This is a genomic window from Mucilaginibacter terrae (assembly GCF_031951985.1).
GTDB classification, from domain to species: domain Bacteria; phylum Bacteroidota; class Bacteroidia; order Sphingobacteriales; family Sphingobacteriaceae; genus Mucilaginibacter; species Mucilaginibacter terrae_A.
In genome coordinates this window covers 2,166,094-2,186,863 of the sequence record NZ_JAVLVU010000001.1, presented here as the reverse complement: position 1 = coordinate 2,186,863, position 20,770 = coordinate 2,166,094, and the positions used below count along the sequence as shown (strand labels likewise).

Annotated in this window: 22 protein-coding genes; 8 read left to right on the top strand and 14 right to left on the bottom strand. The window is 44.5% G+C overall.

Annotated elements, in window-relative coordinates; all coding sequences use genetic code 11:
* Positions 1–2 precede the first annotated feature (2 nt).
* The 3 genes from rpsG (at position 3) to rpsJ (ending at position 3,103) form a co-directional block, all read left to right on the top strand.
* Positions 3–470 carry a 30S ribosomal protein S7 gene (gene rpsG / locus QE417_RS09010; protein ID WP_157539808.1) on the top strand — a complete coding sequence of 156 codons (468 nt, stop codon included), beginning with the start codon at positions 3–5 and terminating at the stop codon, positions 468–470.
* A gap of 89 nt (positions 471–559) precedes the next feature.
* The gene (gene fusA, locus QE417_RS09005; protein WP_311949421.1) at positions 560–2,665 is read left to right on the top strand and encodes an elongation factor G; all 2,106 of its coding nucleotides are present in this window, start codon (positions 560–562) and stop codon (positions 2,663–2,665) included.
* Positions 2,666–2,797: 132 nt separating this feature from the next.
* Complete coding sequence (gene rpsJ, locus QE417_RS09000; protein ID WP_022830652.1) at positions 2,798–3,103, top strand: 30S ribosomal protein S10; 306 nt, start codon at positions 2,798–2,800, stop codon at positions 3,101–3,103.
* A 231-nt stretch (positions 3,104–3,334) separates the two neighbouring features.
* On the opposite strand, the gene QE417_RS08995 is transcribed toward rpsJ, so the two are convergent.
* From QE417_RS08995 to QE417_RS08950, 10 genes are all read right to left on the bottom strand, one after another.
* Entirely contained in the window at positions 3,335–3,877 is a 543-nt protein-coding gene (locus QE417_RS08995) for a CopD family protein (protein WP_311949418.1), read from the bottom strand.
* A gap of 137 nt (positions 3,878–4,014) precedes the next feature.
* Positions 4,015–5,040 (bottom strand): uroporphyrinogen decarboxylase, encoded by a 1,026-nt coding sequence (gene hemE, locus QE417_RS08990; protein ID WP_311949417.1) that lies wholly within the window; start codon positions 5,038–5,040, stop codon positions 4,015–4,017.
* 31 nt (positions 5,041–5,071) lie between these two features.
* Positions 5,072–5,599, bottom strand: a complete 528-nt coding sequence (locus QE417_RS08985) for a tetratricopeptide repeat protein (protein ID WP_311949416.1) — start codon at positions 5,597–5,599, stop codon at positions 5,072–5,074.
* Positions 5,599–6,303 (bottom strand): response regulator transcription factor, encoded by a 705-nt coding sequence (locus QE417_RS08980; protein ID WP_311949415.1) that lies wholly within the window; start codon positions 6,301–6,303, stop codon positions 5,599–5,601. The genes QE417_RS08985 and QE417_RS08980 overlap by 1 nt, the downstream gene beginning before the upstream one ends.
* Positions 6,304–6,327: 24 nt before the next feature.
* A complete protein-coding gene (locus tag QE417_RS08975) occupies positions 6,328–7,197 on the bottom strand; it encodes a sensor histidine kinase (RefSeq protein WP_311949414.1) in 870 nt (289 codons plus the stop codon).
* An 83-nt stretch (positions 7,198–7,280) separates the two neighbouring features.
* Positions 7,281–8,594: a glutamate-1-semialdehyde 2,1-aminomutase gene (gene hemL / locus QE417_RS08970; protein ID WP_311949413.1), complete on the bottom strand. Its 1,314-nt coding sequence runs from the start codon at positions 8,592–8,594 to the stop codon at positions 7,281–7,283.
* Between the two features lie 186 nt (positions 8,595–8,780).
* The gene (gene hemB / locus QE417_RS08965; protein WP_311949412.1) at positions 8,781–9,752 is read right to left on the bottom strand and encodes a porphobilinogen synthase; all 972 of its coding nucleotides are present in this window, start codon (positions 9,750–9,752) and stop codon (positions 8,781–8,783) included.
* 109 nt (positions 9,753–9,861) lie between these two features.
* Positions 9,862–11,436, bottom strand: a complete 1,575-nt coding sequence (gene hemC, locus QE417_RS08960) for a hydroxymethylbilane synthase (RefSeq protein ID WP_311949410.1) — start codon at positions 11,434–11,436, stop codon at positions 9,862–9,864.
* A gap of 120 nt (positions 11,437–11,556) precedes the next feature.
* Positions 11,557–11,961, bottom strand: coding sequence for a type II toxin-antitoxin system VapC family toxin (vapC, locus tag QE417_RS08955; RefSeq protein WP_311949409.1), 405 nt, complete (start codon positions 11,959–11,961; stop codon positions 11,557–11,559).
* On the bottom strand, positions 11,961–12,140 hold the full coding sequence (locus QE417_RS08950; protein WP_311949408.1) for a type II toxin-antitoxin system VapB family antitoxin: 180 nt from the start codon (positions 12,138–12,140) through the stop codon (positions 11,961–11,963). Before QE417_RS08950 ends, vapC begins: the two co-directional genes overlap by 1 nt.
* A 91-nt stretch (positions 12,141–12,231) precedes the next feature.
* Between QE417_RS08950 and QE417_RS08945 the strand changes: the two genes are divergently transcribed.
* The 5 genes from QE417_RS08945 to QE417_RS08925 all read left to right on the top strand — a co-directional run bounded on the left by QE417_RS08945 (position 12,232) and on the right by QE417_RS08925 (position 15,985).
* Positions 12,232–12,612 (top strand): hypothetical protein, encoded by a 381-nt coding sequence (locus QE417_RS08945; RefSeq protein WP_311949407.1) that lies wholly within the window; start codon positions 12,232–12,234, stop codon positions 12,610–12,612.
* A 58-nt stretch (positions 12,613–12,670) separates the two neighbouring features.
* Positions 12,671–13,237, top strand: coding sequence for an RNA polymerase sigma factor (locus QE417_RS08940; RefSeq protein ID WP_376717544.1), 567 nt, complete (start codon positions 12,671–12,673; stop codon positions 13,235–13,237).
* Positions 13,197–13,994, top strand: coding sequence for a hypothetical protein (locus tag QE417_RS08935; protein ID WP_311949405.1), 798 nt, complete (start codon positions 13,197–13,199; stop codon positions 13,992–13,994). Before QE417_RS08940 ends, QE417_RS08935 begins: the two co-directional genes overlap by 41 nt.
* Positions 13,995–14,022: 28 nt before the next feature.
* Positions 14,023–14,907, top strand: a complete 885-nt coding sequence (locus QE417_RS08930; RefSeq protein ID WP_311949404.1) for a porin family protein — start codon at positions 14,023–14,025, stop codon at positions 14,905–14,907.
* A gap of 76 nt (positions 14,908–14,983) precedes the next feature.
* Positions 14,984–15,985, top strand: coding sequence for an ABC transporter ATP-binding protein (locus QE417_RS08925; protein ID WP_311949402.1), 1,002 nt, complete (start codon positions 14,984–14,986; stop codon positions 15,983–15,985).
* Between the two features lie 142 nt (positions 15,986–16,127).
* Here the strand turns inward: QE417_RS08925 and ilvA are convergent, their stop codons facing one another.
* From ilvA to leuB, 4 genes are all read right to left on the bottom strand, one after another.
* Positions 16,128–17,381: a threonine ammonia-lyase IlvA gene (gene ilvA, locus QE417_RS08920; protein ID WP_311949401.1), complete on the bottom strand. Its 1,254-nt coding sequence runs from the start codon at positions 17,379–17,381 to the stop codon at positions 16,128–16,130.
* Between the two features lie 2 nt (positions 17,382–17,383).
* A complete protein-coding gene (locus tag QE417_RS08915; RefSeq protein WP_311949400.1) occupies positions 17,384–18,553 on the bottom strand; it encodes a 2-isopropylmalate synthase in 1,170 nt (389 codons plus the stop codon).
* A gap of 95 nt (positions 18,554–18,648) precedes the next feature.
* Positions 18,649–19,407, bottom strand: a complete 759-nt coding sequence (locus tag QE417_RS08910; protein ID WP_311949399.1) for a methyltransferase domain-containing protein — start codon at positions 19,405–19,407, stop codon at positions 18,649–18,651.
* A gap of 175 nt (positions 19,408–19,582) precedes the next feature.
* Entirely contained in the window at positions 19,583–20,671 is a 1,089-nt protein-coding gene (leuB, locus tag QE417_RS08905; RefSeq protein ID WP_376717543.1) for a 3-isopropylmalate dehydrogenase, read from the bottom strand.
* Positions 20,672–20,770: the final 99 nt, after the last annotated feature.

Genomic DNA, 20,770 nt, shown 5'->3' with positions numbered 1-20,770 from the left:
CAATGAGAAAGTCAAAACCAAAAAAGAGAATCCTTCTTCCTGACCCACGTTTTAACGACGTAATGGTAACCAGGTTCGTAAATAACATGATGTACGATGGTAAAAAATCTACCGCGTACGGCATTTTCTATAACGCTGTTGATATTGTTGAGAAAAAAACAAGCGAAAACGGCTTAGAGACTTGGAAAAAAGCATTAAACAATGTTATGCCTGCTGTTGAGGTTAAATCTCGCCGTGTGGGTGGTGCTAACTTCCAGGTTCCAACTGAGGTTCGTCCGGAGCGTAAAATTGCTTTAGGTATGAAATGGTTAATCAGCTATGCCCGTCGTCGTGGTGAAAAAACCATGATGGAGAAATTAGCCGGCGAAATCATCTCTGCTGCTAAAGGCGAGGGTGCTGCCGTTAAGAAAAAAGAAGATACGCACAAAATGGCCGAAGCCAACAAAGCGTTCTCACACTTTAGATTCTAATGAGTGAATTTTGAATGAGTGAATGAGTGAATAGGGTGGTTTTAAATCACTCATTCACTCATTCGCTCATTCAATCATTAAAATAAAACATGTCAAGAGATCTTAAATACACAAGAAACATTGGTATTGCCGCTCACATTGATGCCGGTAAAACTACTACCACTGAGCGTATTCTTTACTATGCTGGTGTAAGCCACAAAATAGGTGAGGTACACGAAGGTGCGGCTACTATGGACTGGATGGCGCAGGAGCAGGAGCGTGGTATCACTATCACATCGGCTGCTACTACCGTTAACTGGAAATACCGTGGCCAAAGCTACCACATTAACATTATTGATACCCCGGGTCACGTGGATTTTACCGTAGAGGTAAACCGTTCATTACGTGTACTTGATGGTTTAGTTTTCTTGTTTTCGGCTGTTGACGGTGTTGAGCCTCAATCAGAAACCAACTGGAGACTTGCCAATAACTACAACGTTGCCCGTATAGGTTTCGTAAATAAAATGGACCGCTCTGGTGCCGACTTTTTGAAAGTTGTTAAACAGGTTAAAAGCATGTTGGGCAGCAACGCTGTGCCTTTGCAATTACCTATCGGTGCTGAAGATAGCTTTAAAGGTGTAATCGACTTAATTAACTTCCGTGGTATTGTATGGAATGAGCACGATAAAGGTATGACCTTTACCGAAGTGCCTATCCCTGATGATATGTTAGAAGAAGCTAACGAGTGGAGAGAAAAATTACTCGAATCGGTTGCTGAGTATGACGAAAGCCTGATGGAGAAATTCTTCGAAGCACCTGAAACTATTACTGAGCGCGAAGTGCTTGACGCTTTACGCAAAGCAGTATTAGATGCTAAAATCGTTCCTATGGTATGTGGTTCATCTTTCAAAAACAAAGGTGTACAAACCATGCTTGATTATGTGATGGAATTACTTCCTTCACCTATGGACGTTGAAGGCATCGTGGGCACCAACCCTGATACCGGCGAAGAAGTATTACGTAAACCAGATATTAAAGAGCCATTTGCAGCATTAGCATTTAAAATTGCAACCGACCCATTTGTAGGCCGTTTGTGCTTTATCCGCGTATACTCAGGTAACCTTGAAGCTGGTTCGTATATCCACAACATGCGTTCAGACAATAAAGAGCGTATCTCTCGTATATTCCAAATGCACGCTAACAAGCAAAACCCTATCCCTAACGTAGGTGCAGGTGATATTGCTGCGGTAGTAGGCTTTAAAGATATTAAAACAGGTGATACCCTGTGTGATGAGAAACACCCGATCATTCTGGAGTCGATGAACTTCCCTGATCCCGTTATCGGTTTAGCTATTGAGCCTAAAACTCAGGCCGACGTTGATAAATTGGGTATGGCGTTAGGTAAACTGGCCGAAGAGGATCCAACCTTCCGTGTAAACTCTGACGAAGAAACCGGCCAAACCGTTATTTCGGGTATGGGCGAGCTTCATTTAGATATCATCATGGACCGCTTAAAACGTGAGTTTAAAGTAGAGGTTAACCAGGGTGCTCCACAGGTAGCTTACAAAGAGTCTATCTCAGGTACTACTCAACACCGCGAAACTTATAAGAAACAAACCGGTGGTCGTGGTAAATTTGCCGATATTCAGGTTATCATTTCTCCTCCTGATGAGGGTAAAGAAGGTTTACAGTTTGTGAACGAAATTAGCGGTGGTGCAATCCCTCGTGAGTTTATTCCATCTGTAGAAAAAGGTTTTGCTTCTGCCATGGCTAATGGTGTGTTGGCAGGTTACCCTTTAACCGGCTTAAAAGTACGTTTAATTGATGGTTCGTTCCACGCAGTCGATTCAGATGCGCTATCTTTCGAGATCGCAGGTCGTTCGGCTTACCGTGAGGCTTTACCTAAATGTAAACCAGTATTGCTGGAGCCTATCATGAAAATCGAGATCTTAACCCCTGAAGAAAATATGGGTGACGTTATCGGTGACATGAACCGTCGTCGTGGTCAGTTATTAGGTATGGATAGCCGTGCAGGTGCACAAGTAATTAAAGCTACTGTGCCTCTGTCAGAAATGTTTGGTTATGTAACTCAGTTACGTACCATCACTTCGGGCCGTGCAACTTCAACCATGGAGTTTGATCACTATGAAGAAGCTCCACGTAACGTACAAGACGAAGTGGTTGCTAAAGCTAAAGGCAAACGTATTGGTGGATAATTAAAGTTATTGGTTGATTGAGTGAGTAATTGATTGGTTTTTCCATCTGTTACAACTCAATCAACTTAATAAACACAATAAACAAATCACAGGTAATAAATAGCTCTTACAGGTGGTTAAAACAAAAACAAAATGAGCCAAAGAATCAGAATTAAACTGAAATCTTACGATTACAACCTGGTTGACAAATCAGCTGAGAAAATCGTTAAGACCGTAAAGCCAACCGGCGCTGTAGTAAGCGGACCGCTTCCTTTACCAACTGAAAAGAAAATCTTTACAGTATTGCGTTCACCGCACGTAAACAAAAAAGCACGTGAGCAATTCCAATTATGTTCTTACAAACGTTTATTGGACATCTACAGCTCTAACTCTAAAACTGTTGACGCGCTGATGAAACTTGAATTGCCAAGCGGCGTTGAAGTTGAAATTAAAGTGTGATAGTACCGGAAGATACGAATTTTACAAAGGCTGCCTTGCAAAAGGTGGCCTTTGTTTGTTTTTGAATAGTTGTTTAGCGTAAAATATTTTATGGCAGTAATAGCGAAAGAAGAAGGTATATAAGAGGTTTTAGGTTACCTAATGTATACTCCAGAATACTTATAAAAGGGGGGACTCCGAAGCCAGGATATAAGTGATAGATTATTGCTCTTAGAAGTGCCCGTTTAAAATCTATTTTATCCCCTTCTTAACCCTATAATTCTTATAAATCTTCACCGCCGACATGATGATCATGGCAAAGGCAATTAACCCTGCCATACCATAAAGCCAATCTACGGCGCTTTTTAGTACCGCTAAGAACACAATAGCGAAGAGGAAGATAGTGGCCACCTCGTTCCATAAACGTAGCTGAAAAGAGGTCCATTTAAATATACCGTGGCGCATATCATCCATCATGCTTTGGCATTTGAGGTGATAGGCCACCAGGCCCACTACAAAGCAGAGCTTTACAATTAGCCAGTTGGCCCGCATCAGGGTAGGGTCGAGGTATACCAGGGTAATGCCGGCCAGTAGGGTAAGTATCATAGCAGGCGTAGCTATGATGTTGAACAGGCGCTTCTCAATACGTTCGTATTCGGCGGTGAGGATATTTCGTTCTACCTCGGGCTTGTCCTGCGCCTCGGTATGATAAATAAATAAACGCACACCATAAAACAGCCCGGCCATCCAGCTGACTACAAATATGATGTGTATGGCTTTAATGTATAGGTACATGTGCCCTTATTTCAAATATGTCATTGCGAGGAGCGATAGCGACGTGGCAATCCTATCGCTTGCATATCGAACGCGATGGGATTGTCACTCCGCCTGAGGCGGATCGCAATGACATATTGTTTATGTTATACTTGTGCTTAGTACCTATATTCTTTTATCACTTCTATCGCATACTTCACGTTATCGAACGGAATATCGGGCATAATGCCATGACCTAAGTTGAAGATGTAGCCAGGCTCATCCTTCATACGGTTAAACAGGCGGTGAATACGTTCTTTAATTACCGGTTTATCAGCATATAAAATATGCGGATCGAGGTTGCCTTGTACGGCTATACCTTGTGGTAAACGGTGTTTAATATCCAGCAGGTCAACGTTCCAATCAATCGAAACTACATCGGGTTTGGCTTCGGCCATCAACGGTGCAAATACCGAGCTTCCTTTACAGAAAGAGATAACCGGGATATCCTTACGGTTTAGTTTGCTGATGATCTGGTCGATATAGTAGTGCGAAAATTCCTTATAGTCATCCCAAGCCAAAGCCTGTGCCCAGCTGTCAAAAATCTGCACGGAGTTTACACCGGCTTCAATTTGCAGGTTCAGGTAATCGGCAGTAACCTGTGCAATTTTCGATAGCAGCTCGTGAGCTAACTCGGGCTGGTTATGCAGCATCAACTTGGTGAGCTTAAAATCGCGCGATGAACCGCCCTCTACCAAATAACTCATTACGGTAAAAGGAGCACCTGCAAAACCGATCAGTGGAATGCGGCCATTTAAACGTTGCTGAATTACCTTAATAGCATCGGCTACATATTGCAGCCTATCCATTACATCAACCTGTAAATTATCAACATCGGCCTTAGTGCGTACCGGGTTGGCAAACTTAGGACCAACGCCCTGGGTAAAGCTCAAATCGCCGCCCATGGCTTCGCCGGTAACTAATATGTCCGAAAACAAGATAGCCGCATCAATATCCAGCAAATCAACCGGAAGCATGGTTACGTCGGCAGCAATTTCGGGGGTTTTGCACATTTCCAAAAACGAGTACTTGTTTTTGATCTCCCAATACTGCGGCATAAAACGGCCAGCTTGGCGCATCATCCACACGGGTGGACGCTCAGTTTTTTGAGATAATGCGGCTTTAATAAATAATGAATTTTCCATATAAAAAGAGCAGGCTTACACCTGCTGTATATCAGTTTTTACGTGCAGCGAGTTCTTTTTCCAGTTTGGTAATTACCTCGCGCATTTTGGCGCTTATATTATCACCTTTGTTTTCGGCCAGCTGCAGATAAGCTTCGGCCTTATCATAATTGCCCTGTCTTATGCTAATGTTTACAATGTGCACCAATGCCGCCACATGGTCGTTAACCGATCGTAGCGGGTATTGTGCTGCTTGTTCGTAATGTTGTTCGGCAGCGGCAAATTCCTGTTTGTGCAGGCTTATCCCTCCCATCATAAACTCGTAAAAGCCACGGCGTTTACGGCTCAGCCAATCGGGGCGGTTAATTTGCAACAGCAGTTCTTCGGCCTTGTGGTAATCTTTAAGGTGAAATTGCTTGGCAGCCAAAATAATGGGTCCCTCTTTAAAGTAACCCCAAATAAGCAAGCCAATAAACAGCAAAGCCACGGCAGCCAGTTCATACGTTTGCTTGTAGATGAAAAAAGCCATCAACAAAGTAAATGCAGCAGCTACCAGTATGCGCGCCTTGTTAGTGAACATTAATGATGGGTATCGGTAAATTTATAGCCTACACCACGTATGGAGTGAAAATAAACCGGGTTTTTAGGATCGGGTTCGAAATACTTACGGAAGGTTAATATAAAGTTGTCGATAGTACGGGTTGACGGGTATACGTCATAGTTCCATACCGTTTCCAATATCTGCTCGCGCGATACGGCTTCGTTTCTACGCTCAATTAACAATTTCAACAGCATAGTTTCCTTTTTGGTTAAAGGTGTAACCGAGCCATCCTCGTTAATTAATTCGAACGAGTTGAAATGAATAGTTTTATCACCAATTTTATAGCTGTTAAACTCTTTCAGGTCTTCACCTTTTAAACCGCGTTTAACGAGGTTGTTAACACGCAAAATCAACTCTTCGAGGTTGAAAGGCTTGGTCAGGTAATCATCAGCACCTTTTTTAAGGCCCTGAATTTTATCCTCGTTGGTGTTTTTAGCGGTAAGGAACATAATTGGCACCTCCGAATTTTCTAAACGGATAGTTTCTGCTACTACAAAGCCGTCAACCTCGGGCATCATTACGTCCAGTATTACCAGGTTAAAGCGTTCTTCTTTAAATTTTTGAAGCGCTTTTTTACCGTTGTTAGCAGTAGTTACCTTGTAGCCCTCAAGCTCCAGGTTTAGTTTGATGGCCTCTAAAAGATGCTCTTCATCTTCGGCCAGTAAAATTCTTTTCTTAATCATTTTAGGGTTTTGTTGAAAATAGGTTTAACCAAATATAACTTCAAACACACTTCCCATTGGCCGATTATCACGCACGTTAATAATCGCCTGGTGCTTATCCAACACCTGTTTTACAATATATAAACCCAAACCTGTACCTTTTGTGTTACGGGTTTCTTCGCTTCCTACACGGTAAAAACGTTCAAAAATACGGCTTTTTTCGTTATCTGCTATGCCAATGCCGTGATCGGCCACCTCAAGATGTATTTTGCTGCCACGGGCATACAATTTTACATCAACAGTTTCACAGGGTTTTGAATATTTTATAGCATTCTCTATAAGGTTGGTCACCACCGAAGTTAACGCAAACTTATCGCCGGTTACTTCGAGCTTCGGCTCAATTTCGGCATTAATGAGTTGCTGATGCATATCGCACCTGTTTATTTGCAGGCGGTTAACAATGCCATCAACCAGTACCGAAATGTTAAATTCCTGCTTAGGAAACGTGTACGACTGGTTTTCTATCTTGGCCGCCAGCAGCATATTTTCCACCATATCGTTCAAACGGTCAACATCCAGCAAACACTTGCCCACAAAATCGTTTACCTGTTCTTTGCTCAGGTTACGCTTTTGAATCGTCTCCAGGTACAACTTGATAGAAGCCAGCGGTGATTTAAGTTCGTGCGTTACCGACAACAAAAAGTTCTTTTTTTGGTGCTGTAACTGGCGCTCCTTAGTAAGCGATTTATGAAACAATATAGCACCACCGGTAATAATGATGATGAACATAGAGCCTTCGCCCAATATCATCCCGGTACGCTCGGGCTGCAGCCTCAACAGCATATACCCCCACCACACCAATTCCATAACGGTGTAAATAATGAGCGCGTAAAATATGATGAATGGTCTTTTCATAATTGAGTTGTCTGTTGTGGGTTGTCAGTTGTGAGTTTCGTCTTGTTCCTACCGGACAACAGACAACTCACAACCGACAACTATCAACCAAATATAACTTCTAAACTATCAAATATAGCTTGTTTTGCCTTATCTAATATAGCTGTTGTGTGCGCGGCCGAAACAAAGCCCACCTCGTAACCCGACGGGCCGAAATACACACCGCGATTTAATAACTCAAAATGCATTTGCTTGAATTTGCTCATGCTTTGTGGGTCAATGTCTTCGGCCTTGCGGATGGTTTCTTTAGCATCAAACGCAAACCAAAAAATAGAACCAATGCGGGTAAGGTTAACAGGGTAGTTACGCTCGTTTACAAAAGCCGTAATATCATTAATAAAAGCTTCGGTTTTTACCGATAAATCCTCATAAAAGCCCGGCTTTAATAACTCGCTTATTTGTGCAATACCTGCCGCCATGGCAACCGGGTTACCCGATAGTGTACCGGCCTGGTAAACCGGCCCCTCGGGCGATACATTGCTCATGATTTGTGCCGATGCACCGTAAGCACCTACCGGTAAGCCACCGCCGATGATTTTACCATAAGTAAGAATATCGGGCTTAATTTGGTAGTAACCAGCCGCACCGGTAAAGCTTACGCGGAAGCCGGAAATTACTTCATCAAAAATTAACAGTGTACCGTTAGCGGTACAAATTTCGCGCAGGTATTGTAAAAATTCTTTGTGCTGAAGTAGTAAGCCATTGTTAGCCGGAACCGGTTCAATAATTACGGCGGCTATCTGGTCTTTAAAATCTTCGAATGCCTTAACCAAAGCCTCTTTATCGTTCAGGGCAATAACGATGGTTTCGTCGGCAAAGGATTTAGGTACACCGGCTGATGACGTTTCGCCAAAGGTTACCAGTCCCGAACCTGCTTTAACCAGCAACGAATCGCTGTGGCCGTGATAGCAGCCTTCGAACTTTAATATCTTATCGCGTTTGGTATAGCCACGCGCCAACCTAATGGCCGACATAACCGCTTCGGTACCCGAGCTTACAAAACGTATTTTTTCGATGAATGGGTTATTGCTCAAAATGAGCTCGGCCAGTTCGTTCTCCAATGCCGTAGGCGCACCAAACGACATACCGTTTTGCATTACCTCTATCACCTTTTCGCGCACGGCCGGGTGGTTATGCCCTAAAATAAGCGGCCCCCATGAGCCACAAAAATCGATGAACTGGTTATCGTCGGCATCCCACAGGTAAGCGCCATCGCCTTTTTTGATGAACAACGGCACACCGTAAACCGATTTAAACGCCCTAACCGGCGAGTTTACCCCACCCGGAAAATACGTTTGTGCTTTAGCATATAATGCAGCCGATTTTTCGCGGCTTATTTCTTTTACGTTTTCAGACATTCCTGATATTCTGTTTAACCGTCATTGCGAGGAACGAAGCAATCTCTGAACTATGCAGGGCAGATTGCTTGTCCTCCGCAGGGATTGCTTCGTTCCTCGCAATGACGGTTATCTGTATTCTTGATTCTATATTATGTACTCTCTTATCTAACTCCTGGCTCTTGTTTCTTAGCTCTTGCCTCTATCTTAAAGCCACTTATTCTCCAGCACCTCTTTAGCATGGTAAGTTAAAATAGCCGATGCTCCTGCCCTGCGGAAACTCAGCAATACTTCGGTTACGGAGCGTTGCTCGTTTAACCAGCCGTTTTGCACGGCAGCTTTAATCATGGCGTATTCGCCGCTTACGTTGTAGGCAGCAATGGGCAGTTCGGTGTTATCTTTTAAAAGTTTGATGACGTCGAGGTATGGTAAACCGGGTTTCACCATCAGGAAATCGGCTCCTTCGGCTTCGTCCAGTTCGGCTTCAATTAGTGCTTCGCGCTGATTGGCGGGGTTCATTTGGTACGATTTTTTGTCGCCAAACTTAGGTGCCGAGTTCAACGCATCGCGGAACGGGCCGTAAAATGCGCTGGCATACTTAGCCGTGTACGACATAATAGACACGCCGGTAAAACCATTATCATCCAGCACATTGCGGATGAAGCCTACCCTGCCATCCATCATATCCGACGGTGCAATAATATCGGCACCGGCACGGGCGTGGGCCAAAGCCATTTTGCCTAAAACCTCCAAGGTTTCATCGTTCAGTATTTCGCCGTTTTGTACTATACCGTCATGGCCGTCGCTGCTGTAGGGGTCCATGGCTACGTCGGTTACCACACATGCTTCGGGGAACTCTTTCTTAACCGCGCTGATGGCACGCAGATATAGGTTACCATCGCGGTGGCTTTCGGTAGCGTACTGGTCTTTTAAAGCCTCGTCGATATTGGGGAACAAATCGAACGATTTCAATCCCAGCTTCATGCAGCTTTCCACCTCACGCAGCAGGTTATCAATAGAATACCGGAAAATACCCGGCATCGAAGAAACTTCGGTTTTCTGATTTTCGCCCTCTACAATAAACAGCGGGAATATCAAATTTGCCGCACTCACATGTGTTTCCTGCACCATCTGCCGAATCACTTCACTCTTTCTGTTTCTTCTTGGTCGTTGTAGCATAACCTCTCCTAAATCCTCTCCAAAGGAGAGGACTTTTACTTTGTTAGTATTTAATATCCACCCATCTTTTAAAGCCCTTCCGCCTTAGGCGGAGAGGGTTGGGAGGGGTTTACAATCCAAACACCGCCTCAGCCAGTCCCACCTCATCGGGCGAGAAAGGCAGGGTGTAGGTTATATTCATTTCTTCTAATTTGCTGCCGGTTGATTTGCCAATGGCTATTACACGCTGGTTGTTATCCAGCAGGTTATCATTAAAGTAAGCTTCTACGTTTGATGGGCTGGTGAACACCAGTATATCCGCATCCGTACCTTCGGCGCTTTCTTCCAATACGGTTTCGTAAACCGGTAGATCAACTATCTTGGTTTCGGGCGATAGTGCCTTATGGATGCTCCGCATCGGGTTTTCGGCACCAGGGAATAGTACATGGCGGCCATTAGCCAGTTTGGCAAACTCGGCACCAACTTCGGCAGTATCACCGCTTTCGCCCACATAATCGGCAAAGTGACCGTTACGGCGCAACATATCTTCCGATCCGCTGCCCATTACGCCAAACTTAACAGGGTGACTAAACTGCGGTTTCAACTGAAAGAAGTATTCCACCGCATTTTTACTGGTAAAGAAAACCCAATCCACATCCTGTAATATATAGGCGTTCAAAATGGTCATTACCGGCACGGTACGTATCAACGAACGTGCTTCTATCTCCACATCATGCTTCTCCAACACGCGACGGAAATAACTTGAAGCCGGTAACTCGCGCGAGATAAACACTTTGCTGGCCAGTTTGCGTTCTTTATCAAACTTGGCTAAAATCTTATCTACCAGTCCGACTGTACTTGATGCGCTGATATACATACGGTCGGGCAGGTCGTGTTCCGTATCGGCTTTAGAAGTAAATACCTGGTACTCGCCATCGTTTTTACGGCAGTAGCAGCCCAAAGGCATGTGGCAACCGCCGCCGAAACTTTTCAGCACGGTACGCTCAACGGCTAATGCCTCGGCTACATCGGCGTGATGAAGCTTTTGTAATATTTCGAATAGATCGGTATTGGTTTCGCGGATCTGGATAGCCAGCGCACCTTGTGCAGGGGCGGGTACAAACTCGGTAGGCGTTAATTCTTCTACGTGGAACTCGCTCAGGTCAATACCCAAACGCACTACACCGGCTTTGGCCAACATAATGGCATCGTAACTTTCGCTGCGCAGTTTGCCTATACGGGTAGGCACGTTGCCGCGCAGGTCGTCCATTTCCAAATCGGGGCGCAGGGCACGCAGCTGGGCTTTACGGCGGTTTGACGAGGTACCCACGGTACCGCCAAACTTAACCGACAGCTTTTGCTTTACATCAACACAATCTTTAAGGATGATCAAATATTCCGATGGGTCTTCGCGCTCAGATACGGCAGCAATAATTAAGCCCGGCGGATGCTCGGTAGGCAGGTCTTTGTGCGAATGCACGGCAATATCAATAGTGCCGGCTATGAGTTCTTCCTCCAGTTCTTTGGTAAAGAAGCCCTTGCCTTCGAGTTTATCAAGGCTGAGGTTCAGGATGCGGTCGCCCTGTGTTTTAATAATTTTCAATTCGGCGGTTACACCAATATTGGCTAAACTATCCTTAACAAAATGGGCTTGCCATAAGGCTAATTCGCTGCCCCGGGTTCCTATAATAACTGTCCTGTCCAAGTGTGTATTTTGATTTGCAAGCAAAAATAAGTTTTACACAGGGTTTTAAGGAATTTTTATGAGAATGTGAGGATTGATTGACGGTAAAATGCAACTATGATATAATATTCACACCAATATTTAACCTGTATTTACCAATAACAGGTTGGTTTTTTGAGCAATGTTGGTAAAATCAACATCATCATGCAGTATTGGTATTTTGTTTTTAATGGCATAAGTGGCTATGAGGCAATCATTGGGTTTGCGTACAGTGATTCCATTTTTGCGAAGTTTTCGGTAAAGTTGAGCAGCTTCAATAGCTAATTCATAAGGGTCATTAACTAACTGAATCATGTCATCAAAATAAGATTCAATTCTATTGGCCTCACTTTGTGATTTAAGTCCTTGCAAAGTTTCCTGTAAAACAGTTGGGCAAGTAGCAATAGGAATTATACCTAAATTGCTTTTCAAATACAATGTTGCCGAAGTTTCAAAACCTTTAAAAAAGTTTATCCAAACCGAAGTATCAATTAGCGTAACCTCCATTATTGATAGACTTCATCATCTATTTCTACTTTACCCCATAAATCAAGTAACCTTTTTTGACTTTCTAACCTTACAAACAATTCCAGTGCTTTTTCAACAGCCAATTTTTTGGTTTTAATATTGCCCAGCTTTTGTGCTTTAGCCAGCAGCTTCTCATCAATATCAATATTTGTCCTCATGTGTATAAAATTAATTATTTATACACATAAATCAAAATGTATGTTGCGCTTAAATATCCCATAATCAATATATTTAACCCATATTCATCATATGGCCGAAAAACTGGAGTTTAATTGCACGCAAGACCTTTTGCAAAATTTAATAAATGGTAATACCCCAATTGCTGATTTCCTGAATAACCTGTTTGCCGACCCTGAAAAAAGATCGCAAATGTGTTCGGCCCTGCAAGCGTATCACCGTAACGATGGTGGTTCGCCCGAGGTACATGCCTTTGAAGTAGCCAACCCATCTTTTGATGTTGCCAGTTTAACCGGGCGTTTCAGGTGCCGGTTCCAGATCGATTATTTTTTTACCTGCTCCGATCTCCGGAATGTGGGGGCTGATACGATTGACTGGGATTTCAAAATAGAAAATAACACCCTTTATTTAACCGGCGAAACAGTGCTGGAACGCGATGGTGACGAATTTTAAAAAATATTTATAAAGTGATGCAACCATTTCCCCGTTGCTATCATCTTACTTACAAATGCTGTTTCTAAAACATAAACTTTCAACCGAAGACCTCATTGCTAAATGCAAGTTGGCCGACCGCAAGGCGCAGGAGTTGCTGTATAAGCAGTTTGCTCCGAAAATGCTGGCCGTTTGTATGCGCTATGCGGTAGATAAAATGGAGGCGGAGGATATGTTGCAGAACGGTTTCATCAGGGTGTTTCAAAAAATTAACGATTACCGTGGCGATGGAAGCTTTGAAGGATGGATGCGCCGCATTATGGTGCATAGCTCTATAGAGTACTATCGCAAGCATCATAAAATGACGGTGGTTGATATTGAAGAAAGTGGTTACGAGCAGCCGGTTAATGCAACAGCGGCATCGAGCCTGGAAACAAAAGACCTGATGGCCATGATACAGCAATTACCCGCAGGTTACCGTATGGTATTTAACCTGTATGCCATTGAAGGCTACTCGCACCGCGAAATTGCCGAAATGGTGGGTATAACCGAGGGCGCGTCAAAGTCGCAACTATCGAGGGCGCGCACTTTATTAAAACAAAAGATTGAACAACTGGAGGGAAAGCAATATGAATATGCAGGATAACGAATTAGATGAACTATTCCGCTCGAAGCTGGGTAGTTTGGAAATGCAGCCAGCCGCTCATATATGGGATAATATAAACGCCGGGTTGGGCGGAGAAAAAAAAAGAGCATGGACGCCTCGTCTTAGCGTAGCGGCTACCTTATTGCTTATGCTATCGGTAGGTGCCTGGTTTATGATGGATAAACCGGCCAAGGTTGAGCAGGGGCAGGTTGCAAGCCGTGTTACTAAACCTAATGCGGTTAAACAAACTGAGCCCGAAAATCAAACTGAAAGACCGGTAGTTAGGCGTAATGTACAGCCTGGAATTGTAGCAAGCCCATTGGTAAATAACATTGCTGCTATAAAGCATCAAACCCAATTAAAACAGGAAGCTAAGATATTAAAAGAGCCGGAAGTGATTAAAGAGGCCACTTTAGCCATAGAAAACGATCAAACTACACAGGTATTGGCTGCTGTACCTGCCAGTGCTGTTACTAATCCGGTTGTTCCCGAAATGACGCTCTCGGCAAAAACCATCGATATAGAACCAACTGCCATAAAAACTGTTAATCCGGTTGCCCCGGCTATTGTAATGGCTCAGCAGCCTGAAAAAAAGAAGAAACGCGGTATACATTCCTTAGGTGGAATAATTAATGCCGTAGTTGCGGCAGTTGATAAACGTGAGGATAAATTTATAGAATTTACCGAAACCGATGAAGACAATGCCAACATTACCGGGCTTAACCTCGGCCTCATTAAAGTAAAAAAAGAAAAATAAAATATACGCTCTCAATTTAACTGTAACCATGAAACGCTTATTACTTACCGCCCTGGTGTGCGCGGCAGCCACAGGTGTGTTTGCACAATCAACCACTACCACAACTACCACTAAAACAACCGTTACTACTAATGATAAGGGCGATACCGTGCAGGTACGTACCGATACCATTAAATCGAAACGCCGTGGCTTTAGATTTAGCTTTGGCAAGGGCGAGGATGCAGGCTCTGTTTCGGTTAACCGTCGTGATACGGTTAAGTCAGAAGATAAGCCATCAAAAGCTCCCGGTTTTTCATGGGGATTAACCCTGTCGCGTTTAGATTTAGGTTTAGCTACACTGGTTGACAATGGCAGTTTTAACCTGTCGCCGCAAAATAACTTTTTGCGCTACCGCTCATGGAAAAGCAGCAACGTAGGGTTTGATTTTATACAAGTTGGTTACCGTTTTAACAGTGCGTTCCGAATTTACGTATCAGGTGGTTTAGACTGGACTCACTTCCGCCTGCGTGAAGATATAACTATACAGAAAGAACAGCCCGGTGATGTAGGTTTAGTATACACTCAAGATGCCAGAGATTACAGCAAGAACCGTTTTACCTCAAGCTACTTTCGCATACCATTAACGTTTGACTGGAGAAGCCATGTAGACAGCGAAGGCAAACGCTTCCATATAGCCGGTGGGCCAATGCTGGGCGTGCTTTACAACGGCCGCGTAAAACAAATAAGCGACGAAAACGGCAAGCAAAAATTCAACGACAACTACCACTATACCAAGTGGCGCTACGGCATGACCGCCCGCCTGGGTTACGGTGCATGGGGCGTGTACGGTAAGTACTACTTTAACGACATGTTTGACACCCCTGTGCAAAACGGACTACGTAACTTCTCATTCGGTATTATGTTAGGATTTTAAACACACCATTCATAATATTTATACAAAGGCTGCCTGTTACAGGTGGCCTTTGGTGCTTTTATGTATCTTTACCCCGATGGCAGATTCTACCCCTTTTTTACAGGCTATTTCAATTAATAAAGTATATCCCGGCAAACAGCAGTCGGGCGTTAAAGAAGTTAATTTAACCATACAGCAGGGCAAAATTACTGCTATTATTGGAGAAAGCGGCAGCGGTAAAAGTACCCTGCTTAAATTACTTTTTGGTTTGCTATCGCCCGATTCGGGAGAAGTTAGGTTTCAGGGCGAACGCGTTTGGGGCCCTGTTGAAAAGCTGATACCCGGCCATGATGCCATGAAAATGGTAACCCAGCATACCGATGATCTGAACCTGTACGCCAAAGTTTGGGACAATGTGGCTTCGCTTATGCCCAATACCAACCTTAAAGCTAAGCAGGAAGAAAGCGAAAAGGTGCTGCGCCAGCTCAACATGTTTCACCTGGCTGATAAGCGTGTGGCCGACCTGAGCGGTGGTGAAAAACAACGTGTAGCCATTGCCCGCGCCTTAATTACACGGCCTAAGGTGTTGCTGTTAGATGAACCTTTTAACCAGGTTGATACCACGTTTAGAGATGGCTTGCAGCAAGACATACGCCAAATTGTAAAGCAAACCGGCATAACGGTCATCATCGTATCGCACGACCCAACCGAAGTACTCTCCATGGCCGATGAACTGGTGGTAATTCAAAACGGTAGCGTGCTTGAAAGTGGTTCACCAAAGAAATTGTATAATGAACCACAAAACCTTTATACCGCACGTTTACTCTCCAACTGCAACGTACTGCTACGCGAAGAAGCCCGTGCGCTGCGCATTAAGGCTGTAAAGGAAAAAGTGGTGATATATCCCGAATGGATTAAACCAGTAAGTTCGGGCGAAAACATTGACTGGAGTATCAAAGAAATTCTTTTTAAAGGCTCGCACGAGGCCATATATTTAGAATACGGCCCAATCGAAATACACCTTACCAACCCCGAACCTGGCTTGTTTGATAATTACAGCCATTTGAATGTGAGGGTGAGTAAGCATCTGGAGTTTTAAGGAAGACGAAAACAAAAAATGTCATTTCGAGTGATAACGAGAAATCTTGTTCGATAATGCCGGTTATATATCTTGCATCATCAACAGGATCTCTCACTATCGTTCGAGATGACATGTTGGATATGTTATTTATGAAATGGAACTATACCAGATATTCAAACAGAGTCTGATCCTGATTTACCTCTATCACATCAAATTTATAATCTTTCATGCGTTGCAGCAGGGCAGGGTAATCCTCGGCGCTTTTTAGTTCGATGCCTACCAGGGCAGGGCCACGTTCGCGCTCGGTTTTTTTAATGAATTCGAAACGGGTAATATCATCATACGGGCCTAAAACTTCGTTTACAAACAGTTTTAAAGCACCCGGGCGTTGCGGAAAACGTACGATAAAGTAATGCTTCAGGCCTTCGTACAATAACGATTGTTCTTTAATTTCGCCCATGCGGTCAATGTCATTATTGCCACCGCTAATTACGCATACTATTTTTTTACCCTTTATCTGGTCTTTAACCAAATCTAAGGCTGATACCGATAAGGCACCCGCAGGTTCAACTACAATGGCATCCTCGTTGTATAATTTCAGTATGGTAGTGCAAACCTTGCCCTCAGGTACTGATAGCATATCGTCCAGTATTTCGCTGCAAACCTGGTACGTTAACGCGCCTACACGTTTTACCGCGGCACCATCAACAAAACGGTTAATTTGCGAAAGGGTATAAGGCTGCCCCCGGCGAATGGCCTCAACCATTGATGGTGCTCCATCTGGTTCGATGCCGATAAGCTTTACCCCGGATTTTATTTGCTTAAAAAAGCTGCCTACACCGGCTGCCAAACCGCCGCCGCCCACGGGCATAATAATAACCTCGGTATCGGGCAAATCTTCGTGTATTTCTACACCAACAGTACCCTGGCCTTCCATAATGCGGTAATCATCAAACGGCGGGATGAAGGTCATGCCGTTTGCTTCGGTATAGGCTAAAGCTTCCTGCAGGCAATCATCAAACGTATCGCCCACTAAAATTATCTCTATGTTGCCATTACCAAACATTTCGGTTTGTTTAACCTTTTGTTTGGGAGTAATGCCCGGCATAAAAATTACGCCTTTAATATTGAGCCTGCGGCATGAAAATGCTACGCCCTGGGCATGGTTACCTGCACTGGCACAAACTACGCCCTTAGCCAATTGCTCTTGCGGCAGCTGACTGATCATATTATAAGCGCCGCGTAATTTATACGAACGTACTACCTGCAAATCTTCGCGCTTGAGGTAAACCTCACATGCGTATTTATCAGATAAACCCTGATTAAATTCCAGCGGGGTACGGCGCACTACGCCGTTTAAACGTTGTTGTGCCGCTGCAAAATCAAGCTGCTGTGTATGGGATTCGGTCTCCATCGTTATGATTGTTTTACCAAACGATGTGCTACTAAACTCAGCAAATCGGTATCGTCAATGTCTAATTTATTATCGGCCAGTTTTAAAAAGTTTTGATATACGGTTGCCAACTCTTCTTTGCCTAAAGTATGGCCTAAGCGGTCTAAATGATACTTTAAAGCATGGCGGCCACTGCGTGCAGTTAACACGATGGTAGCGCTTGGGAAGCCCACATCTTCGGGGCGAATGATCTCGTAGTTTTCGCGGTTTTTCAGGAAACCGTCCTGGTGAATGCCCGAACTGTGTGCAAACGCATTGCTGCCCACAATGGCTTTATTAGGCTGAACCGGCATGCGCATTTGGGTGCTGATCATGCGGCTTAATTCGTAAAAGCTTTGGGTATTAATGTTGGTATGCAAGCCTAACGACTGGTGCGTTTTCAGGATCATCACGACTTCTTCAATAGACGTGTTGCCTGCACGTTCGCCAATACCGTTAATGGTACCTTCAATTTGGCGGGCACCGTTTTGTAGGCCAGCTACAGAGTTGGCAGTAGCCAAACCTAAATCGTTATGGCAATGTACCGAAATGATGGCCTTGTCGATATTCTTTACATTTTCTTTCAGGAAACGAATCTTGCTGCCATACTGATCGGGCAGGCAATAGCCGTTGGTATCGGGGATGTTTACCACCGTTGCACCTGCGCCAATAACGGCTTCAACCATTTTGGCCAGGTATTCAATATCGGCACGACCGGCATCTTCGGCGTAAAACTCAATATCTTCTACCGATTTTTTGGCGTATTTAACCGCTTCAACCGCACGCTCCAATATCTCTTCGCGGGTGCTGTTAAATTTGGTTTTGATGTGCATATCTGACGAACCAATACCCGTATGAATACGCGGACGTTTGGCGTATTTCAATGCTTCAACAGCAGCATCAATATCGCCTTTGTGGGCACGCGTAAGGGCACATATGGTTGGGTTGGTAACCGCTTTGGCAATTTCTACTACGCTTTGAAAATCGCCGGGGCTCGACGCTGGAAAACCGGCCTCGATAATGTCAACGCCCAGCGCTTCCAGTTCGCGCGCAATCTCTATCTTTTCAGGCGTGGTTAACTGGCAGCCCGGTACCTGCTCACCATCGCGCAGGGTGGTGTCAAATACATATACTCGGTTTGGATCGTGTAACATAGTGTTAGTTGTGTGTTATCGGTTGTCTGTTGTCAGTAATTTGTGTTGCAGTGAGTTTTTGCCGAATATTTTCCCGACAACTCACAACACACAACTTACAACTCCTTTACCGCTGTAAATCTTAATCTTTTATAGTCTGCATACCATTGCCCATTTTCGTTATAGGCGGGTTCGAGTATGTCGGTTATTTCTTGTAATAGTTTGGGGTGTTCGGCTTCGGGTATACCCGTAAAATATTGCGCGCCGAACATTTTTATCCATTTGGCTACGCCCTGGTCGCCATCCTGCAGCGGGGTTTTCCGGTCGAAATGCACCGCGAATGTTACCCTGAAACCGTGCAGCTCGAGCAAGCTGGTGTACTCGCCCAGTGAAGGGAAATACCATATGTTAGTTTCGGCCTGCATGGTGTAGCCGTTTTTTAACAGTACTTGTTTTATGGCCGAGCGTAATTTGGCAATATTACCTTTACCACCCATTTCGGCCACAAAACGGCCGCCGGGTTTTAAGGCTTCGTAAACTGATTTAATAACACCACCGGCATTGTGTACCCAATGCAATGCAGCGTTCGAAAACACGGCATCGTATGGATATTCTACCGTAAAGTTGGCTGCATCGGCTACTTCAAAATCAACTGTTGGATATTTGAAACGCGCTTGTGCGATCATTTCGGGCGAGTAATCGGTACCGGTAACTTCTGCACCTTTATCTTTAATTTGCTGGGTAAGGTCTCCTGTGCCACAGCCAATATCCAGTATGGATTCGCCCGGTTTTACATCGAGCAATTCGAGCACGTTTTCGCCAAACTGCGAAACGAAGCTGTGCTTGTCGTCATATAAATCTGCGTTCCATTTCATAAGCCCCTCCTAAATCCTCCCCAGGAGGGAGGACTTTTGATTTGTTTTCTATTACTTAATTATTTGTCATTTCGAGGAACGAGAAATCTTTTCAAAGCGATCAGCTTATCCACTCGAAAAGATCTCTCACTATCGTTCGAGATGACAATGTTTATTAAACTTTTAAACGTACCAATTACGTCAGCGCCGGTTTTGATAAAAACTGCAACACCATTTCGCCCATGGCTTTGGTGCCTAAAATTTTATCGGGCTGGGTTAAGGTATCGGCAATGTCGCCGGTACGGTAACCCGCTTTAAGTACATGGTCAATAGCCGTAGTAATGCGTTTGGCTTCGTCTTTTAAACCAAAGCTGATTTCCAGCATCAGGGCCACCGATAGGATAGAAGCCAGCGGGTTTGCCTTGTCTTGCCCGGCAATATCATGTGCCGAACCGTGGATAGGTTCAAAAAAGCCGGTGCCGTCACCAACCGAAGCCGATGCCAGCATACCCATCGAACCCGCAATTTGTGAAGCTTCATCAGTCAAAATATCGCCGAAAAGGTTTGCGGTTAATACCACATCGAACTTTTTAGGGTTTTTAACCAGCTGCATAGCGGCATTGTCGATAAACATGTGCTCGGTTTCTACGTCAGGATATTGTTTGGCTATCTCCTGTACCACTTCGCGCCACAAGCGTGATGATTCGAGTACGTTGGCTTTGTCAACCGAACATAGGCGTTTACTACGCGACTGTGCTGCCTGGTATGCTTTATGGGCAATGCGCTCCACCTCGTAACGATGATAGATCATCAGATCAGATGCGGTGTTGCGATCCTCGCTGCGCGATTTTTCGCCGAAGTACACGTCGCCGGTCAGTTCGCGGAAGAACAGAATATCGGTACCACGCAATACAGCCGGTTTCAGGCTCGATGCATCCAGCAATTCATCGAACAGCATGATAGGGCGGAGGTTGGCGTACAAGCCTAACTCCTTGCGTATTTTTAACAACCCCTGCTCGGGGCGAACCTTTGCCGATGGATCATTATCATATTTAATATGACCAATAGCACCGAAAAGGATAGCATCGCTTGCTTTAGCTTTTTCCAGCGTTTCATCAGGTAACGGGTTGCCTGTTGCTTCAATACCTGCGTGACCCATCAACGCCTCGTCATAAGTAAACTCATGCCCGTAAGCGGACGCTATCTGTTCTAAAACTGCTTTGCCCCAGGCGGTAACCTCAGGGCCAATGCCATCACCAGGGATGACTAATATGTGTTTTTTAATACCCATTTGTTATTTCAAATCGTCATTGCGAGGAACGAAGCAATCTCTGCGGATGCAAGGCGTTTATGCCAAGTTCAGAGATTGCTTCGTTCCTCGCAA

Bases quoted from the DNA above. Each gene is read 5' to 3' on its own strand.
- hemE (WP_311949417.1), bottom strand. From the start codon at position 5,040: ATGGAAAATTCATTATTTATTAAAGCCGCATTATCTCAAAAAACTGAG.
- ilvA (WP_311949401.1), bottom strand. From the start codon at position 17,381: ATGGAGACCGAATCCCATACACAGCAGCTTGATTTTGCAGCGGCACAA.
- rpsJ (WP_022830652.1), top strand. From the start codon at position 2,798: ATGAGCCAAAGAATCAGAATTAAACTGAAATCTTACGATTACAACCTG.
- QE417_RS08925 (WP_311949402.1), top strand. From the start codon at position 14,984: ATGGCAGATTCTACCCCTTTTTTACAGGCTATTTCAATTAATAAAGTA.
- QE417_RS08985 (WP_311949416.1), bottom strand. From the start codon at position 5,599: ATGTTCACTAACAAGGCGCGCATACTGGTAGCTGCTGCATTTACTTTG.
- QE417_RS08945 (WP_311949407.1), top strand. From the start codon at position 12,232: ATGGCCGAAAAACTGGAGTTTAATTGCACGCAAGACCTTTTGCAAAAT.
- rpsG (WP_157539808.1), top strand. From the start codon at position 3: ATGAGAAAGTCAAAACCAAAAAAGAGAATCCTTCTTCCTGACCCACGT.
- QE417_RS08910 (WP_311949399.1), bottom strand. From the start codon at position 19,407: ATGAAATGGAACGCAGATTTATATGACGACAAGCACAGCTTCGTTTCG.
- QE417_RS08975 (WP_311949414.1), bottom strand. From the start codon at position 7,197: ATGAAAAGACCATTCATCATATTTTACGCGCTCATTATTTACACCGTT.
- fusA (WP_311949421.1), top strand. From the start codon at position 560: ATGTCAAGAGATCTTAAATACACAAGAAACATTGGTATTGCCGCTCAC.
- QE417_RS08930 (WP_311949404.1), top strand. From the start codon at position 14,023: ATGAAACGCTTATTACTTACCGCCCTGGTGTGCGCGGCAGCCACAGGT.
- QE417_RS08915 (WP_311949400.1), bottom strand. From the start codon at position 18,553: ATGTTACACGATCCAAACCGAGTATATGTATTTGACACCACCCTGCGC.
- QE417_RS08995 (WP_311949418.1), bottom strand. From the start codon at position 3,877: ATGTACCTATACATTAAAGCCATACACATCATATTTGTAGTCAGCTGG.
- QE417_RS08980 (WP_311949415.1), bottom strand. From the start codon at position 6,303: ATGATTAAGAAAAGAATTTTACTGGCCGAAGATGAAGAGCATCTTTTA.
- hemB (WP_311949412.1), bottom strand. From the start codon at position 9,752: ATGCTACAACGACCAAGAAGAAACAGAAAGAGTGAAGTGATTCGGCAG.
- vapC (WP_311949409.1), bottom strand. From the start codon at position 11,961: ATGGAGGTTACGCTAATTGATACTTCGGTTTGGATAAACTTTTTTAAA.
- QE417_RS08950 (WP_311949408.1), bottom strand. From the start codon at position 12,140: ATGAGGACAAATATTGATATTGATGAGAAGCTGCTGGCTAAAGCACAA.
- hemL (WP_311949413.1), bottom strand. From the start codon at position 8,594: ATGTCTGAAAACGTAAAAGAAATAAGCCGCGAAAAATCGGCTGCATTA.